This is a genomic window from Shewanella sp. 30m-14 (assembly GCF_052977125.1).
On sequence record NZ_JBRILW010000022.1, the window covers coordinates 50227 to 66072 of the forward strand.

15 protein-coding genes are annotated in these 15846 nt (G+C 43.1%); 11 read left to right on the forward strand and 4 right to left on the reverse strand.

Annotation, left to right across the window (positions count from 1 at the left end):
* Positions 1 to 123: 123 nt before the first annotated feature.
* On the forward strand, positions 124 to 951 hold the full coding sequence (locus ACVBIU_RS15660) for a LysR family transcriptional regulator (protein WP_447159982.1): 828 nt from the start codon (positions 124 to 126) through the stop codon (positions 949 to 951).
* A gap of 576 nt (positions 952 to 1527) precedes the next feature.
* On the opposite strand, the gene ACVBIU_RS15665 is transcribed toward ACVBIU_RS15660, so the two are convergent.
* Positions 1528 to 2004 (reverse strand): glycine zipper 2TM domain-containing protein, encoded by a 477-nt coding sequence (locus ACVBIU_RS15665; protein ID WP_447159983.1) that lies wholly within the window; start codon positions 2002 to 2004, stop codon positions 1528 to 1530.
* A gap of 54 nt (positions 2005 to 2058) precedes the next feature.
* On the opposite strand from ACVBIU_RS15665, the gene aat reads away from it, so the two are divergent.
* The 3 genes from aat to infA all read left to right on the forward strand — a co-directional run bounded on the left by aat (position 2059) and on the right by infA (position 3815).
* Positions 2059 to 2769, forward strand: a complete 711-nt coding sequence (aat, locus tag ACVBIU_RS15670; protein ID WP_447159984.1) for a leucyl/phenylalanyl-tRNA--protein transferase — start codon at positions 2059 to 2061, stop codon at positions 2767 to 2769.
* Positions 2759 to 3478, forward strand: coding sequence for an arginyltransferase (locus tag ACVBIU_RS15675; RefSeq protein ID WP_447159985.1), 720 nt, complete (start codon positions 2759 to 2761; stop codon positions 3476 to 3478). Before aat ends, ACVBIU_RS15675 begins: the two co-directional genes overlap by 11 nt.
* A 118-nt stretch (positions 3479 to 3596) precedes the next feature.
* Positions 3597 to 3815 (forward strand): translation initiation factor IF-1, encoded by a 219-nt coding sequence (infA, locus tag ACVBIU_RS15680; protein ID WP_026959988.1) that lies wholly within the window; start codon positions 3597 to 3599, stop codon positions 3813 to 3815.
* Positions 3816 to 4099: 284 nt separating this feature from the next.
* On the opposite strand, the gene clpA is transcribed toward infA, so the two are convergent.
* Together clpA and clpS are read right to left on the reverse strand one after the other, a co-directional pair.
* Entirely contained in the window at positions 4100 to 6358 is a 2259-nt protein-coding gene (clpA, locus tag ACVBIU_RS15685) for an ATP-dependent Clp protease ATP-binding subunit ClpA (RefSeq protein WP_447164221.1), read from the reverse strand.
* 39 nt (positions 6359 to 6397) lie between these two features.
* Positions 6398 to 6706, reverse strand: a complete 309-nt coding sequence (gene clpS / locus ACVBIU_RS15690; protein ID WP_447159987.1) for an ATP-dependent Clp protease adapter ClpS — start codon at positions 6704 to 6706, stop codon at positions 6398 to 6400.
* Between the two features lie 239 nt (positions 6707 to 6945).
* Here clpS and cspD point away from each other — a divergent pair, with 239 nt between their 5' ends.
* Positions 6946 to 7152, forward strand: a complete 207-nt coding sequence (gene cspD, locus ACVBIU_RS15695; protein ID WP_012155761.1) for a cold shock domain-containing protein CspD — start codon at positions 6946 to 6948, stop codon at positions 7150 to 7152.
* Positions 7153 to 7376: 224 nt separating this feature from the next.
* On the opposite strand, the gene ACVBIU_RS15700 is transcribed toward cspD, so the two are convergent.
* Positions 7377 to 9599 (reverse strand): NADP-dependent isocitrate dehydrogenase, encoded by a 2223-nt coding sequence (locus tag ACVBIU_RS15700; RefSeq protein ID WP_447164220.1) that lies wholly within the window; start codon positions 9597 to 9599, stop codon positions 7377 to 7379.
* 288 nt (positions 9600 to 9887) lie between these two features.
* On the opposite strand from ACVBIU_RS15700, the gene ACVBIU_RS15705 reads away from it, so the two are divergent.
* The 6 genes from ACVBIU_RS15705 to ACVBIU_RS15730 all read left to right on the forward strand — a co-directional run bounded on the left by ACVBIU_RS15705 (position 9888) and on the right by ACVBIU_RS15730 (position 15812).
* A complete protein-coding gene (locus ACVBIU_RS15705; RefSeq protein ID WP_447164219.1) occupies positions 9888 to 10655 on the forward strand; it encodes an rRNA large subunit pseudouridine synthase E in 768 nt (255 codons plus the stop codon).
* A 38-nt stretch (positions 10656 to 10693) separates the two neighbouring features.
* Positions 10694 to 11146 carry an NUDIX hydrolase gene (locus ACVBIU_RS15710; protein ID WP_447164218.1) on the forward strand — a complete coding sequence of 151 codons (453 nt, stop codon included), beginning with the start codon at positions 10694 to 10696 and terminating at the stop codon, positions 11144 to 11146.
* A 278-nt stretch (positions 11147 to 11424) separates the two neighbouring features.
* On the forward strand, positions 11425 to 12540 hold the full coding sequence (mnmA, locus tag ACVBIU_RS15715) for a tRNA 2-thiouridine(34) synthase MnmA (RefSeq protein WP_447159991.1): 1116 nt from the start codon (positions 11425 to 11427) through the stop codon (positions 12538 to 12540).
* A 3-nt stretch (positions 12541 to 12543) separates the two neighbouring features.
* Entirely contained in the window at positions 12544 to 13161 is a 618-nt protein-coding gene (gene hflD / locus ACVBIU_RS15720) for a high frequency lysogenization protein HflD (protein ID WP_447159992.1), read from the forward strand.
* A 31-nt stretch (positions 13162 to 13192) separates the two neighbouring features.
* Positions 13193 to 14563: an adenylosuccinate lyase gene (gene purB / locus ACVBIU_RS15725; RefSeq protein WP_447164217.1), complete on the forward strand. Its 1371-nt coding sequence runs from the start codon at positions 13193 to 13195 to the stop codon at positions 14561 to 14563.
* A gap of 118 nt (positions 14564 to 14681) precedes the next feature.
* The gene (locus ACVBIU_RS15730; protein WP_447164216.1) at positions 14682 to 15812 is read left to right on the forward strand and encodes a ribosomal protein uL16 3-hydroxylase; all 1131 of its coding nucleotides are present in this window, start codon (positions 14682 to 14684) and stop codon (positions 15810 to 15812) included.
* The last annotated feature ends 34 nt before the right edge of the window (positions 15813 to 15846 follow it).

Genomic DNA, 15846 nt, shown 5'->3' on the forward strand with positions numbered 1-15846 from the left:
AATTGTATTACTCATAAGCCATACTTATATCTAAAAAATGACTCACAAGCATGCCACAATACACAATAAGTGTTAATAACAGGTTAACTAAATATTAAATAAATACTAAGTGGACAGTAATTCATGGATTTAAACTTACTAGGCACCTTTACTAAGGTTTACAAACACCTTTCTTACACCAAAGCAGCTAACGAGTTAAATATAAGCCAAGCAGCGGTATCTCAGCGCATAAAGCATTTAGAACAAAACTTAAATACAGTTTTGTTTATTCGCAAAGGACGCTCAATTGAAGCCACTGCACACGCTAACTACATGATGACAAAGCTAGAACCAGCGGAACACTTAGTTCGTGAAGCCCTATATGAAATAGGCCATAAAATCTATGTACAAGAGCAGTTTGCTTTTGATTTAGTTGGTTCGAATATTAATATTCTTGCCTCCCCAGATAGCCAATCACAACTGCTTGATGATTTACGAAGGCGTAAAGTCGATTTAGTGGTGGATCTGGTGACAACCAATGATGCTAGTATTATCAGCGAGTTTTTGTATGAAGAACCCATGTTAATTGCCGTAGCCAAGGGCCACCCGCGAATCAAAGCTGACATGACAGTGGATGAATACTATGCTGAGCAACATGTCGCAATTAAAGCTCGCCGCCAAGATATTGATACCTTTACCTTGCTTGCCGATAACCCTAAACCTAGAAATATCGTATTTACAGCCAGTACAATGATGACCCAACTCACTTATGTTGCAAATAGCCAAGCGCTAGGCCTGACTACCACAAGAATCGCCAAATACGCTGCGCCTTTAGGGTTAGACTTTTTTCCTTGCCCAGTAAAGTTATCCAAAGCAAAATTTGAATTGCTTTACCACCGAGTAAACATCAATAACAAAGCTCACCAAGAGTTACGCCGACAAGTAAAAAAAGTCATCATGGATAAGAATTAAACACTATAGCCAGTCATAATGGAGCAATAACATAGCGAGCTTTATCGACGAAATCGATGTTCAGAGTGGCTGCTCATCAGGCTTTTTCGGAGGAGATATTGATTCTGACTGCTGACGTTGCTGCACCTGTTGAAAGAAGAAATGAATGCCATTGAGCTGCAATTTAAGTGACAAGTTAGAGTCGTTTTTCCAGGTTCAGGCGGCGAAAACAATCTTCAATTTGAGCATTCGCTCTCGCTAAATCGAGAACTTAGATAAACGAAAATAGAATCGAGTAATCATGTAAATCGAAGTTAGTTTAAAAGTGCTATTGTTCTTGCGCATACTGATTTAAAAACTACAGGGCTACATTAAGAGCGACATAGGTGCTATATACCAACGATACAAAACTCTATACCCATGTGGTCGGCATTCGCTTTAGCCACACTTCGAGCCTAATGGATAGATAGAAGCTTAACTTGCCCCTGTGCACAGAAAAAATCGATAGTTGATTGTTGGTGAGGCGAGTGCCTTGGGACATCATACTTTCGGAAAAATACTTTGAGGAAAGTACTTTCGAAAAAAGTGATTCCAGCACTACATCTGCTGATCGACCCGAACATAGCCTTGCAAGTAAACGACTCTCACATCATCGTTCACACTGAATATCATTCCTGGATCTAAGTCTTGGATCACCATGACCTGCTCGCCAGACTCTAAAGTAATCATCATCTCTACTAAGCGTAATTCTTCATAGTAAGAGCTATCTCCGTAGCGATTACCAACTCCAGCACCCAGTAATGCGCCCAGAACCGTGGCAACATCTTGGCCAGAGCCGCCACCAAACTGATGACCTATCACCCCACCTATCAACGCGCCGCCAAATGTCTTCCAACCGGTGTTTCTATCTTCAACCAGCTGCTTTTGCGTAATATTACGCACAGAAACCACTTGTCCAAACTCCACCTTTTCAACTGGAACCGCTTGATTGCGATCATATGGTGCGGCAATTGCGGTCTGCATACCAAAAATTAAACAGATAACCGTGAAAACAATAAGATGAGGTTTCAACATAGGACTTTTTCCGCTAACTTTAAGGGTAAGTATATTTATTAATCTTACTCAATTGTGAACTCACTGTCCTATTTAAATCATGATCAACAAGGTTTTCCGCCGCCCGAGCAAGCATTAAGCGATCCTAATGGCTTATTAGCGGTTGGTGGTGACTTACACCCAGAACGTTTACTAACCGCTTATTATAACGGGATTTTTCCTTGGTTTAATCTAGATGATCCTATTCTATGGTGGTCGCCAGATCCCCGTGCGGTATTTGTACCTGGCAATATGAAAATTAGCCGTAGCCTAGTCAAGTACCTTAAAAAACAACAGTGGACCTATACCATAAACCATCACTTTGAGGCGGTTACCGCTGGTTGTGCTGAGCCCAGAGCAGGACAAGATGGCACCTGGATTTCAACTGAAATCCAACAAGCCTATCTGTCTTTACATCAACAAGGTCATGCCCATTCTCTGGAAGTTTGGCAAGATAAACAGCTTATTGGTGGGCTTTATGGCTTGGCTATTGGGCAAGTATTTTGCGGCGAGTCGATGTTTCATCGTGCAACGAATGCCTCTAAAGCTGCTATGATCGTATTACAGCAGCATTTACAGCGCTGCGGTTTTAAACTAATCGATGCACAGGTGGTAAACCCTCATCTAGATAGCCTTGGTGCGAAGTCGATTAGGCGCGATGATTTTCTTAGGCTATTAACCCACTTAAGAGATGGCGAAGTGAGCATTGATAGCTGGAGTAAGGCCGAGGTATCTATTGAACTCTAAATCTAGACCCGTCACGGTGGGCAGAACAAAGCCCTTTGCTTGTAGCTACTTAGACAATCAGCAAGAGCAATTAATGGTATTGCAAGAAGATGTTATTGACGCTAACTTATTCGAGCAACTGTTGGCGCTTGGTTTTCGTCGTAGCGGCAGCATGATCTATAAACCCCAATGCCCTCAATGTAGTGCCTGTTTACCCATTAGATTGCCCATTAATGAGTTTACAATTTCTAAAAGACAAAAGAGAACATTAAAAAATAACCAAGATTTAAGCTGGAAGATTGTTAACCATAAAACTAAGCAGCAATATCAATTGTACGAACGCTACGTTAATACTCGCCATCACGACGGCCCAATGTTTCCAGCGACCCCAGAGCAATACGATAGTTTTGCCACCGCGACTTGGATGCAACCGTTATTTATCGAGCTAAGGCAAGGCGATGAATTAATCGGCGTAGCCGTGACCGACGTGCTGCCACACAGTTTATCTGCCATATATAGCTACTTTGCTCCCGAGCACCATAAACGTTCATTAGGAAGTCTACTTATTTTGCTGCAAACTGAAATTGCAAAAATGATGAAAAAGCAGTTTCTATATCTAGGCTATCAAATTGATGAATCGAGAAAAATGAACTACAAACGCGATTACAGACCACACCAGATCTTAACTCATTCTGGATGGGTTACCGAGATAACAATCAAAAACCAGTGAATTAAACCATAACGAAGCTACAGATAGCGTATATACTCAACCATTGCTTTACAGTTGGGTTAATTTGCGGCATGATATGCCCGTTTTATTATTTGAAGGCTAACAGGATAACTGATTAATGGCGAAAGAAGACAACATTGAAATGCAAGGCACAATCCTTGAAACCTTGCCAAATACAATGTTTCGTGTAGAACTTGAAAATGGTCATGTCGTAACGGCACACATTTCAGGAAAAATGCGTAAAAACTACATCCGTATTCTTACGGGTGACAAGGTAACGGTTCAGTTAACACCTTACGATTTGAGCAAAGGACGCATCGTCTTCCGTGCACGCTAAGTTATTAGCCTATGTAACGTAAATTATAAAAAAGCCGGCTCGCGCCGGCTTTTTGTTGTCTTCTATTTCTGTGTTCGATTTTTTGTGTCGTTTTTAGTATCAATAGTTGGATCTGAACTACAGCTATAATCCCCCCCTATCATCATAATGACTCGATACACTGCATTGATTGATGGTGCAATGAACCTGTTCATTATGCTCGTGCATGGAGCCAGTAAACGGGTTACTGACTCATACAAGGTACATTCAATACCCTAGCTTATACTGATTGGTATAAACCAAGGTTAGTGCGTCACTTTCTCTAACGATTCAGTGGTGATAACTATCTCATCTCCCTTAGTGTCAACCCGAGCAATACCGCCCTTCTCAAGTTCACCAAATAAGATTTCATCGGCTAATGGTCGCTTAATCAGTTCAGTCACGACTCTGGCCATTGGACGCGCGCCCATGGACTTGTCATAGCCTTTCTCAGCCAGTAATGTTCGAGCTTCATCACTCACTTCGAGTGTCACTGACTTATCATCGAGCTGCGCTTGCAATTCAACTAAGAACTTATCAACCACTTTCGCAATCACCGTCATATCTAAGTGGTTAAACCAGATAATTGAATCTAAACGGTTACGGAATTCAGGTGAAAACACCTTATTGATTTCCGATAACGCATCCTGAGTATGATCCTGCTGCTTAAAGCCTATAGACTTACGGATGGTTTCTTGTACACCCGCATTGGTGGTCATCACTAGGGTGACGTGTCTAAAATCAGCCTTGCGACCATTATTGTCAGTCAAGGTACCGTGATCCATTACCTGCAATAGTAAGTTGTAAACATCTGGGTGAGCTTTTTCAATCTCATCGAGAAGCACTACGCAGTGCGGGTTTTTAATCACAGCATCAGTGAGTAATCCACCTTGGTCATAACCAACATAACCTGGCGGCGCACCAATTAGACGCGATACCGTATGACTTTCCATGTATTCAGACATATCGAAACGAACGAGATTAAGGCTTAAGCACTTGGCTAACTGGCTGGTCACCTCGGTCTTACCCACACCAGTAGGGCCTGCAAACAAAAAGCTACCCACTGGTTTGTTTTCGCCACTGAGTCCACTTCGAGACAAGCGAATCGCAGAGCTAAGCCCTTCAATCGCCATATCTTGACCAAACACGACCATCTTAAGGTTACGCTCAAGGTTTTTAAGCATATCCTTGTCAGAGCTCGATACGGACTTCTCAGGGATCCGCGCCATCTTCGCGATAATCGATTCAATTTCTGACTGACCAATGGTCTTTTTACGTTTGCTCGCTGGCTGCATCGCCATACGCGCCCCCGCTTCATCAATCACGTCAATGGCCTTATCAGGTAGATGTCTATCATTGATGTGCTTGTCGGACAATTTCGCCGCCACACTCAGCGCAGCCATGGTGTAACGCACATTATGGTGCTCTTCGTACTTTGACTTAAGACCTTGTAAAATCTTGGTGGTCTCAGCAACCGAGGGCTCGTTAATATCCACTTTTTGGAATCGACGGGCTAAGGCACGATCTTTTTCAAAAATACTTTGATACTCTTGGAACGTTGTTGAGCCCATGCAACGTAACTTGCCGCCAGATAACAACGGCTTTAGCAAATTAGAGGCATCCATGACGCCGCCTGACGCGGAGCCTGCACCAATAATGGTGTGGATCTCATCGATAAACAATATCGCATGTTCGTCATTTGCCAGCTCTTTTAGCAAACCTTTAAAGCGTTTTTCAAAGTCGCCGCGGTATTTTGTACCCGCGAGCAGCGCACCTAAGTCGAGCGAATAGACAGTGGCCTGACTCATCACTTCAGGTACTTCTTGCTTGACGATACGATAAGCTAAGCCTTCGGCTATTGCCGTTTTACCCACCCCCGCTTCACCGACAAGCAATGGGTTATTCTTACGGCGACGGCAAAGAATTTGAATCGAACGCTCAATCTCTTCTGTGCGGCCAATAAGTGGGTCTATACTGCCGCTCTTGGCTAATTCATTTAGGTTAGCGGTAAACTGTGACAAGATACTGCGCTCTTCTTCTGCCTCAGTTTGCTCCTCGCTCCTATTAGGTTCAGAGTCGGTATCGATATCGTTTTTTGAAAAACCATGAGAAATAAAATTAACAACATCTAAACGTGTCACATCGCCTGTGCGCAGCAGGTAAACAGCTTGAGATTCTTGCTCACTAAAAATGGCAACTAAGACGTTGGCACCATTGACTTCATTGCGCCCTGAAGACTGCACATGAAACACCGCTCTTTGTAAAACACGTTGAAAACCAAGCGTTGGTTGAGTTTCTTTTTCGTCTTCTGGATCGGAAATAATCGGAGTCGTTTGTTGAATGAAGCTAGCCACTTCATCCCTGAGTTTTTCTAAATTTGCTCCGCAAGCAACTAACGCCTCTTGTGCGGCAGGATTATCGATTAACGCCAACAATAGATGCTCTACCGTCATGTATTCATGACGTGCATCTCTGGCTTGTTGAAAAGCCAGGTTTAAGGTGACTTCAAGATCTTTATTTAACATAAGCACCCCCTAAAAAAATTAACAACAGAGCGAACCCAATTAGGCTTCCTCTAATGAACACAGTAACGGATGTTGGTTTTGTCTTGCAAATTGATTTACTTGCGCAACCTTAGTTTCTGCAATTCCAAAGGGGTAAATTCCACAGATCCCTTTGCCTTTATGATGAATTGCCAGCATGATTTCCGTTGCTTGCTGCTCATCTTTCTTAAAAAACAGTTGTAAAATCTCAATGACAAAGTCCATCGGTGTGTAATCATCATTGTTTAAAACAACTTTATACATAGAAGGCTGTTTAAATTCGGCTTCAACACTCTCTTCTACATGTTCAATGTTTTCTGTTCTACTCATATCCCAATATTAGCCTCTAGTCTTGGCTTGTACCAATCGATTATGTAACTCAGTCTGTTTGTTGAACAAATTCTATCAAATTATACTCAGGTACGACTTGTTAAAAAATGTTATCTTTTTGTTAACTTTATCTTGACAACCACTTATCCAGCTTTCATTCTGTTCATTAAGCGAGGAGTTTCCCCGCTGATAAGTTTTACTATCTTACTGGGAAGTGAACAACAGAAGGAAGTGGAAGTATGGCAAGCGGAACTGTTAAATGGTTCAACAACGCCAAAGGATTCGGGTTTATATGCCCTGATGCTGGCGGTGAAGATGTTTTTGCACACTATTCTACCATTGAAATGGAAGGCTATCGAACTCTAAAAGCAGGCCAACCAGTCAGTTTTGAAGTAGAAGCAGGTCCAAAAGGTATGCACGCGTCAGCAATATCGCCAACGAACTAATACCTATCTAGGTAAGCATCTAGATAAGCAAGTATTCAGATACTTATTTAGCTTGGTATTAAGTTGGAGAGAAACAAAAAAGCAGAGTAGTTAGCTACTCTGCTTTTTTATTGCCTAAACTTTCTCAATAGCCGTTAGTCAATAACCGTCTCTCAATAAACAGTTCTCAAATAAAAAGGCCTGCATGAATGCAGGCCTTTGTGTTTAAGCATTGATCAAGCGCTTTAGCCAACAATGCTATTGAGCGTTGCGCTAGGTCGCATTGCTGTTTCAGCTTTAGCCGCGTCTAAACGGTAGTAACCGCCTAAATCAACTGCCGGACCTTGAACACTGTTGAGTTCGCTAACAATCTTTGCTTCATTGTTAGTTAACGACTCTGCCAAAGCACTAAATTCAGCTTGTAACTGAGGATCTGCAGTTTGTGCAGCAAGAGCCTGCGCCCAGTACATTGCTAAGTAGAAATGGCTACCTCGGTTATCAAGCTCACCCACACGGCGAGATGGCGACTTATTGCAATCTAAGAATTGACCGATTGCAATATCTAGCGTATCTGCCAGCACTTGTGCTTTGCAATTATCCGTAGTTTGGCTTAGGTGCTCTAGCGACGCGGCTAGTGCAAGGAACTCGCCTAATGAGTCCCAGCGCAGGTGACCTTCTTTCTCAACCTGCTGGACGTGCTTAGGTGCACTACCGCCCGCGCCAGTCTCAAATAATCCACCACCATTCATGAGTGGCACGATTGAAAGCATTTTCGCGCTTGTTCCTAGCTCAAGAATAGGGAAAAGGTCAGTCAGATAATCACGTAATACGTTACCCGTTACCGAGATCGTATCTTTACCCGCTTTCACGCGGTCCAGTGTGAAACGAGTCGCTTCAACCGGTGACATAATGTGAAGCTCAAGGCCATTTGTATCGAGATCTTGTAGGTAAAGCTCCACTTTCTTGATGATTTCAGCATCATGAGCGCGGGCAGCATCCAACCAAAATACCGCTGGCGTTGCAGATAAACGTGAACGATTAACGGCAAGTTTTACCCAATCACGGATGGGTGCGTCTTTCACCTGACACATTCTGAAAATATCGCCCGCTTCAACATCGTGTGACATTAACACCTTGCCGTTTTGGTCAACGATGTTAACCGTGCCTGCAGCTGCAATTTCAAATGTCTTATCGTGGCTACCGTACTCTTCCGCTTTTTGTGCCATAAGGCCAACGTTTGGCACGCTGCCCATAGTGCTTGGATTGAACGCACCATTATTAATACAAAAATCGATAGTTTCTTGATAAACACCGGCATAACAACGATCTGGGATCATTGCTTTCATGTCTTTTAGTTGGCCATCTGGCCCCCACATTTGACCAGACGTACGAATAGCCGCAGGCATTGACGCATCAATAATCACATCACTTGGTACATGTAGGTTGGTGATCCCTCTGTCTGAATCGACCATGGCGAGCTCAGCACGATGGCTATAAACTTCTGCAAGATCAGCTTCGATTGCCGCTTTTTGATCGCTTGGTAATGTGGCTATTTTGGCGTAGACATCGCCCAAACCATTATTAACATCGACACCCAACTCTTCAAATAACTCACCGTGTTTGGCGAAAACGTCTTTGTAATAAACTTTAACCGCGTGGCCAAATAGAATGGGATCAGACACTTTCATCATCGTCGCTTTTAAGTGCAAGGACAATAAAACATCCTGCTCTTTAGCGAGATTGGTTTCGCGTTCATAAAAATCAACTAGTGCTTTTTTGCTCATCACAGCCGAGTCAATCACCTCACCCGCTTGCAAAGCAATTGCAGTGCGCAATACTTGCTCAGACCCATCAGCCTTATTCAAGACAATGGATACACTACCCGCATCGGCAACGGTTACTGATTTTTCACTGCCGTAAAAATCACCTTCGCTCATATGTGCAACGTGTGACTTAGAGTCCGCTAACCACTTGCCCATTGAATGCGGGTTTTTCTGAGCAAACTTCTTCACAGACCCTGGCGCACGGCGATCTGAGTTACCTTCACGCAACACTGGGTTTACTGCGCTGCCCTTTATTTTGTCGTAGCGAGATTGGATCTCTTTTTCTACGTCATTAGTAGGTTCATCAGGATAGTTGGGGATGTCATATCCTTTATTCTGTAATTCAAGGATACAAGCCTTAAGCTGTGGAATCGATGCGCTAATGTTAGGCAGTTTGATAATGTTAGCTTCTGGTTTTTTTGCTAATTCGCCTAATTCAGCAAGTGCGTCACTAATACGCTGCTCTGCAGTTAGGTTTTCAGGGAAATTTGCAATCACACGACCAGAAAGAGAAATATCACGGGTTTCTACGTCAACGCCGGCAGTTTGGGTAAACTTTTGGATAAGTGGTAACAAAGATAATGTCGCTAGAGCTGGGGCTTCGTCCGTTTCGGTATAGATGATCGTTGATGTTTTATCGTTCATTTTGTGTCCTACATTGATTTAATTTTAAGATTTTTATAATAATTATTGTCTATTTCTACGATTGAAAAGCTGTGGCAGTCCTACCCTATCACTTTGTATTGTTAGCGATAATTTATGCGATCTTGTGTGTGATAAGCCAGAACCTTTATTCGCGACACCTCTCACAAATAAGATTAACTGGTTGCGGATCACACTTTTTAATTGTCGACATCATAAAACATTCCACGCAATATTCAAATTCCACTATTGGCGAATGAACAGTACAATAGATTAAATAGTCCTTCATAGATGAAAAGTATCGCCGCCGTGACACAAGCATTTTCAAAAAAGTCAGCCAAGACCACCAATAGCCGAAATAACAATCACATTTCGGGCTTTAGCGCTAAAACGGCGAATAAATCGACTTACCGTTCTCAACTCGATGGTAAAGTTGGCAGCAATCCCAATAGCAGATCTAATGCCAAGCCACGTGCGAAGCCACATGCAAACACCCAAGTAGCAAAAACCGTTGCCAACCCAGTGATCGTACTATTTAACAAACCATTTGATGTTCTTTGCCAATTTACCGATGAGCAAGGGCGTAAAACGTTAAAAGACTATATTCCAGTGCCTGACGTTTATGCCGCTGGCAGACTCGATAGAGACAGTGAAGGGCTACTATTATTGACCAATGACGGTAAGCTGCAATCGCAAATCACCGAGCCTAAAAAGAAAACCTATAAGACCTATTGGGCTCAGGTTGAAGGAGCCCCCGGTGAGAGCGATCTTGAAAAGCTTCGTCAAGGTGTTGAATTGAAAGACGGTATGACATTACCCGCTAAAATTTGCATCATGGATAACCCTGCTATATGGCCGCGTACACCGCCAATTCGTGAAAGAGCGAATATTCCGACGACTTGGTTAGAGATACAGATATGCGAAGGCCGTAATCGTCAAGTGAGACGCATGACTGCTCATATTGGTTTTCCAACGTTAAGATTAATCCGCTATAAAATAGGTCAATGGAGTCTAGATGGCCTACAAAACGGTGAATATCGTCAACTTGATATGAAATAACTATCAATGTGAGTGACCAGCAATGTGAGTAACAGGCAATGACAGAGCGCTATAAACCTAACACCACAGTGGCTTGTGTTATCGAAGCTCAGGGGCAATTTCTGCTAGTCGAAGAGTTGATAGAGGGTGAACTCAAATACAATCAACCAGCCGGTCACTTAGAGCCCCATGAGTCAATCCTTGCAGCCTGTATCCGCGAAGTTAAAGAGGAAACCGGCTTACGAATACAACCACAAGGTTTAGTTGGGATCTATCATTTTAGTGCCAGTGACTCGCTGGCATTTGTTCGCTATACCTTTCACCTGAAACTTGACCAAGTAAAGCTATCTACACCCGAAGAACCCGCCATTATAGGGCTTAAGTGGTATTCGTTTGCTGAGATAAAAGCCTTATCAAACCAGCTGAGAAGCCCTTTGGTGATCAAATCGATTAGCGATTACTTGGCAGGTAAAAATTACGACCTCAGCATTATTAATGATGACTATTTCTAAAGGCTAATACACTTTAAAGCCAAACTAAAATAGCATTCATACTCATTTATTCTGTTAAGTTATTCTTCTTTTTAATCATCATGGGTGAATATTCGACACTGATGACAATAAAGCTTCAAAGATAAATACTTGCTAGATAGCCCAGCTTCATAATGCGTGATAGAATATGCACCCGCAGAAAGCCGCGGTTTGAACACGGTCACTCGATTGTAAAACCCATTCATCGAGCCACCGATTCGCAGCAATATTCAGTAATCACAAAGGTTTTTTTAAGATTTATGACGTCAATCGAACCCTCTCATCTTGGTAAAAAAGTCATCGTCGGCATGTCCGGTGGTGTAGACTCATCAGTTTCAGCCTACCTGTTAATGAAACAGGGCTATCAGGTTGAAGGCCTGTTCATGAAGAACTGGGAAGAAGATGACACGGATGAATATTGCGCAGCAGCTGACGATCTTAAAGATGCACAAGCTGTTTGTGACAAACTAGGCATTAAACTGCACACCGTTAACTTTGCGTCTGAATACTGGGACAATGTATTCGAGTATTTCCTTGCCGAGTACAAAGCTGGCCGTACGCCGAATCCGGATATCATGTGTAATAAAGAGATTAAGTTTAAAGCTTTCCTCGAATTTGCAGATGAAATTTTAGATGCCGATTACATTGCAATGGGCCACTATGTGCGCCGCCGTGATATTGATGGCACCAGCCAGATGTTACGTGGTATTGACGGTAATAAAGACCAAAGCTACTTCCTATATACACTTGGCCATGAGCAGGTTGCTCGCTCACTATTCCCTGTAGGCGAATTAGAGAAAAGCGAAGTGCGTGAAATAGCCAAAGAAATGGGGCTAATTACTCACGATAAGAAAGACAGTACCGGGATCTGCTTTATCGGTGAACGTAAATTTACCGATTTCCTACAAACTTTCTTGCCAGCCCAACCCGGTAATATCGAAACCAGTGAAGGCGAAGTCATCGGAACCCACCAAGGTTTGATGTATCACACGCTAGGTCAGCGCAAAGGCTTAGGCATTGGCGGTCTTAAAAACAGTAACGAAGACCCATGGTACGTGGTTGAAAAAGATCTTGTGCGTAACGTGCTAATTGTTGGTCAAGGTGGTCATCACCCTCGCCTAATGTCAAATGGCTTAATTGCTAATCAATTACACTGGGTAGATAGAAAAGGCCCTGCTGACGGCTCAAAAATCACGGTTAAGACCCGTTATCGCCAACAAGATGTGCCTTGCAGCGTAACCTATGATAGTGACGATGTGTTACGTGTCATTTTCGATGAGCCAGTTGCTGCTGTGACACCAGGACAATCTGCCGTTTTCTATGACGGCGAGATCTGCCTAGGTGGCGGGATTATTGACGCACTAATAAGAGATTAATCAATGAGTGATCAGCTGTTTGAACGCACTATGGCCTTTGCCGGGATATTACAGGCGGTGGCACAAGTTCAGTATATTGCAAGGCACGGTGACTCAGATAAAGACGCGCTAGCAGCTAGCCTGCAATCGGTTTTGGTGACGAACCCAGAAACCACTAGCGATGTTTATGCCGACAAAGTTGCACTGAGAAAAGGCTACGAGCTTATCGTTAGCCAACTTGGTGACGCCAAGCAAAAAGATGTCGAGGTGACTCGCTATTTAGTCGGTATTCTTGCTTTGGAGCGAAAACTCACTCGCTCTTCTAATACCATGGGCATGTTGTCTGAGCGCATCAATCAAATTCATCGTCAGCTTAGCCACTTTGAGATCACTGACGAGCAAGTAATTGCTAATTTTGCCGGCATTTATAGCGACATCATTAGCGAGCTTGGTCCCAAACTCCAGATCTCTGGTAATCCAGAGTTCCTAAAACGTACCCAAACACAACAAAAAATTCGCGCCCTATTACTGTCTGCCATGCGTAGCGCAGTGTTATGGCGTCAATTAGGAGGCAAGCGTAGGCACCTTGTCTTTGCAAGAAAAACAATAGTAGACACAGCTATGAAAAGCCTCACCCTATAATATTTAAGTCAAGTTCATCAAGGAGCTTCTAATGGAACTTTCCGCACTAACTGCTATCTCTCCGGTAGACGGTCGTTATGGTAGTAAAACCGCCTCATTAAGAGGGATTTTCAGCGAGTACGGCCTGACCAAATACCGTGTTCAAGTCGAAATTAACTGGCTAAAGCTGCTTTCTAGCTGTCCAGAAATTGAAGAAGTTCCACCTTTTAGTGAAGCAGCATTGGCTTTACTTGATCAAATTAAAGATAACTTTAGCGAAGCAGATGCTCAGCGCGTAAAAGATATTGAAGCAACAACAAACCATGACGTAAAAGCGGTAGAGTACTTCATTAAAGAACGTATTGCTGATAACGCAGAGCTTGTTGCTATCGACGAATTTGTACACTTTGCTTGTACTTCTGAAGACATTAACAACCTATCACACGCTTTAATGTTGACTGAAGCACGTGAGCAAGTGGTTGTGCCATATTGCCAGAACATTATTGATGCAATTAAAGCATTAGCAAAAGAGCACAAAACGGTTCCATTGATGTCTCGTACACATGGTCAACCAGCGTCTCCTTCAACGCTTGGTAAAGAGATGGCTAACGTTGCTGTACGTCTAGAGCGTCAGCTAACTCAAGTGTCAAACGTTGAGATCATGGGTAAGCTAAACGGCGCGGTAGGTAACTACAACGCTCACATCTCTGCTTATCCAGAAGTTGATTGGCATGCACTGTCACAGCGTTTCGTGACAAGCCTTGGCATTAACTGGAACCCATACACGACTCAAATCGAGCCCCACGATTACATCGCAGAACTGTTTGATGCGTTAGCACGTTTCAACACAATTTTGATCGATTTCGATCGTGATATTTGGGGTTACATCGCACTCGGTCACTTTAAGCAAAAGACCATTGCCGGTGAGATTGGTTCTTCAACCATGCCACATAAAGTTAACCCAATCGACTTTGAAAACTCTGAAGGTAACTTAGGTATTGCTAACGCCTTGATGCAACACCTTGCGGCTAAGCTACCCGTATCTCGCTGGCAGCGTGACCTTACTGACTCAACAGTGCTACGTAACTTAGGTGTTGGTATAGCTCACTCTCTAATCGCTTATCAAGCGACATTGAAAGGGATTAGCAAGCTACAAGTTAACGAAGAGCAGCTTCGCAAAGAGCTTGATGGTAACTGGGAAGTGCTAGCTGAGCCTGTGCAAACGGTTATGCGTCGTTACGGTATCGAAAAGCCATACGAAAAGCTCAAAGAGTTGACTCGCGGTAAGCGCATCGACGGTGAGCAGCTTGCCGTATTTATCGATGGCCTTGAGCTTCCAGATACAGTGAAAGTTGAACTGAAGAAGATGACACCTGCTAACTATATTGGCCGTGCTGAAACTTTTGTTGACGAGTTAAACTAATAGCTCACTTAATCCTTTAGATAGCCACTGACTATTAAAGGTTTTAATAAGGCGTTAAGCTTAGGCTTAACGCCTTTATTTTATCCACTTTTCATCTATTGCGAGCAGCGCCCAGATTATGTTTAGTCTTAACTTTGATACCAGCGAATTTTTAAGCCAATATTGGCAAAAAAAACCACTTCTGATCAAAAATGCTTTTCCAAACTTTGAAGATATCATTAGCCCAGATGAACTTGCTGGTCTTGCTTGTGATGAAGCCGTCGCTTCACGAGTCGTTGTTACCAAAGAGAATGATTGGCAGATCCTTGATGGCCCCTTTGAAGACTACGACCAATTTGGCGAAAAAAATTGGCAACTACTCGTACAGGCATTAAACCATTGGCATCCAGATTCAAGCGAGTTCATCAATGCATTTCGTTTTATTCCTGACTGGCGCTTTGATGACTTAATGGTGTCTTTTGCCACTCCTGGTGGCGGTGTTGGCGCTCATATCGATAACTATGATGTATTTATTATTCAAGGCGAAGGCCAGCGTCACTGGACTGTAGGTGATAAAGGCCAATACGCGGCTAAAAATAATGATCCAACCACCCCATTAATCGAAGGCTTCGAGCCCATTATCGATGTGGTATTGGAAAAAGGCGATCTACTCTATATCCCGCCTGGCTACCCTCATCAAGGTCAAACATTGACGTTAGCAATGAGCTATTCAATCGGCTTTAGAGCCCCGAGCCAACAAGAGTTATTGAGTGAAGTCGCCGATGCTCTCATCGATAATAACCTTGGGCTTAAAAGATTCACATCGAGTAATGAACCACAAACCGCCAGTGAAATTAGCACAGCCCACCAGCAAGGTATGATGGCATTGGTAACCGAGCTCGCATCTGACCCAACTTGTTACCAGGTTATATTAGGTAAAATGCTTAGCCAAAATCGTTTCGAACTGGATATTTGTGAACCAGAAGAGGCCTACAGCGCGGAAGATATTCATGATTATATCGAACAAGGTGCCCTTCTCTATCGCATAGGCGGATTGAAACTGCTTAGGTTAGAGAATGATACTGTCTCTCGATTTTTTGCTAACGGTGAAATATTTGAATACCCGCAAGAGATTGAAGCTGACGTAACGCTATTATCTGAATCTTTTTACTTTAGTAATGAACAAGCCACAGCGCTAATACAGACTCCTGCAACGCAGATATTGTTATTAGAGCTACTGAACCGAGGCTATTTGTATTTCGGTGAGTAAACTTGATTCACTAAATGGCGTGATAAAATACAAG

What these genes read in the sequence shown, in the direction of transcription:
- ACVBIU_RS15660 (WP_447159982.1), top strand. Translation starts at nt 124, where the DNA reads ATGGATTTAAACTTACTAGGCACCTTTACTAAGGTTTACAAACACCTT.
- ACVBIU_RS15665 (WP_447159983.1), bottom strand. Translation starts at nt 2,004, where the DNA reads ATGTTGAAACCTCATCTTATTGTTTTCACGGTTATCTGTTTAATTTTT.
- infA (WP_026959988.1), top strand. Translation starts at nt 3,597, where the DNA reads ATGGCGAAAGAAGACAACATTGAAATGCAAGGCACAATCCTTGAAACC.
- clpA (WP_447164221.1), bottom strand. Translation starts at nt 6,358, where the DNA reads ATGTTAAATAAAGATCTTGAAGTCACCTTAAACCTGGCTTTTCAACAA.
- clpS (WP_447159987.1), bottom strand. Translation starts at nt 6,706, where the DNA reads ATGAGTAGAACAGAAAACATTGAACATGTAGAAGAGAGTGTTGAAGCC.
- cspD (WP_012155761.1), top strand. Translation starts at nt 6,946, where the DNA reads ATGGCAAGCGGAACTGTTAAATGGTTCAACAACGCCAAAGGATTCGGG.
- ACVBIU_RS15700 (WP_447164220.1), bottom strand. Translation starts at nt 9,599, where the DNA reads ATGAACGATAAAACATCAACGATCATCTATACCGAAACGGACGAAGCC.
- ACVBIU_RS15705 (WP_447164219.1), top strand. Translation starts at nt 9,888, where the DNA reads ATGAAAAGTATCGCCGCCGTGACACAAGCATTTTCAAAAAAGTCAGCC.
- ACVBIU_RS15710 (WP_447164218.1), top strand. Translation starts at nt 10,694, where the DNA reads ATGACAGAGCGCTATAAACCTAACACCACAGTGGCTTGTGTTATCGAA.
- mnmA (WP_447159991.1), top strand. Translation starts at nt 11,425, where the DNA reads ATGACGTCAATCGAACCCTCTCATCTTGGTAAAAAAGTCATCGTCGGC.
- hflD (WP_447159992.1), top strand. Translation starts at nt 12,544, where the DNA reads ATGAGTGATCAGCTGTTTGAACGCACTATGGCCTTTGCCGGGATATTA.
- purB (WP_447164217.1), top strand. Translation starts at nt 13,193, where the DNA reads ATGGAACTTTCCGCACTAACTGCTATCTCTCCGGTAGACGGTCGTTAT.
- ACVBIU_RS15730 (WP_447164216.1), top strand. Translation starts at nt 14,682, where the DNA reads ATGTTTAGTCTTAACTTTGATACCAGCGAATTTTTAAGCCAATATTGG.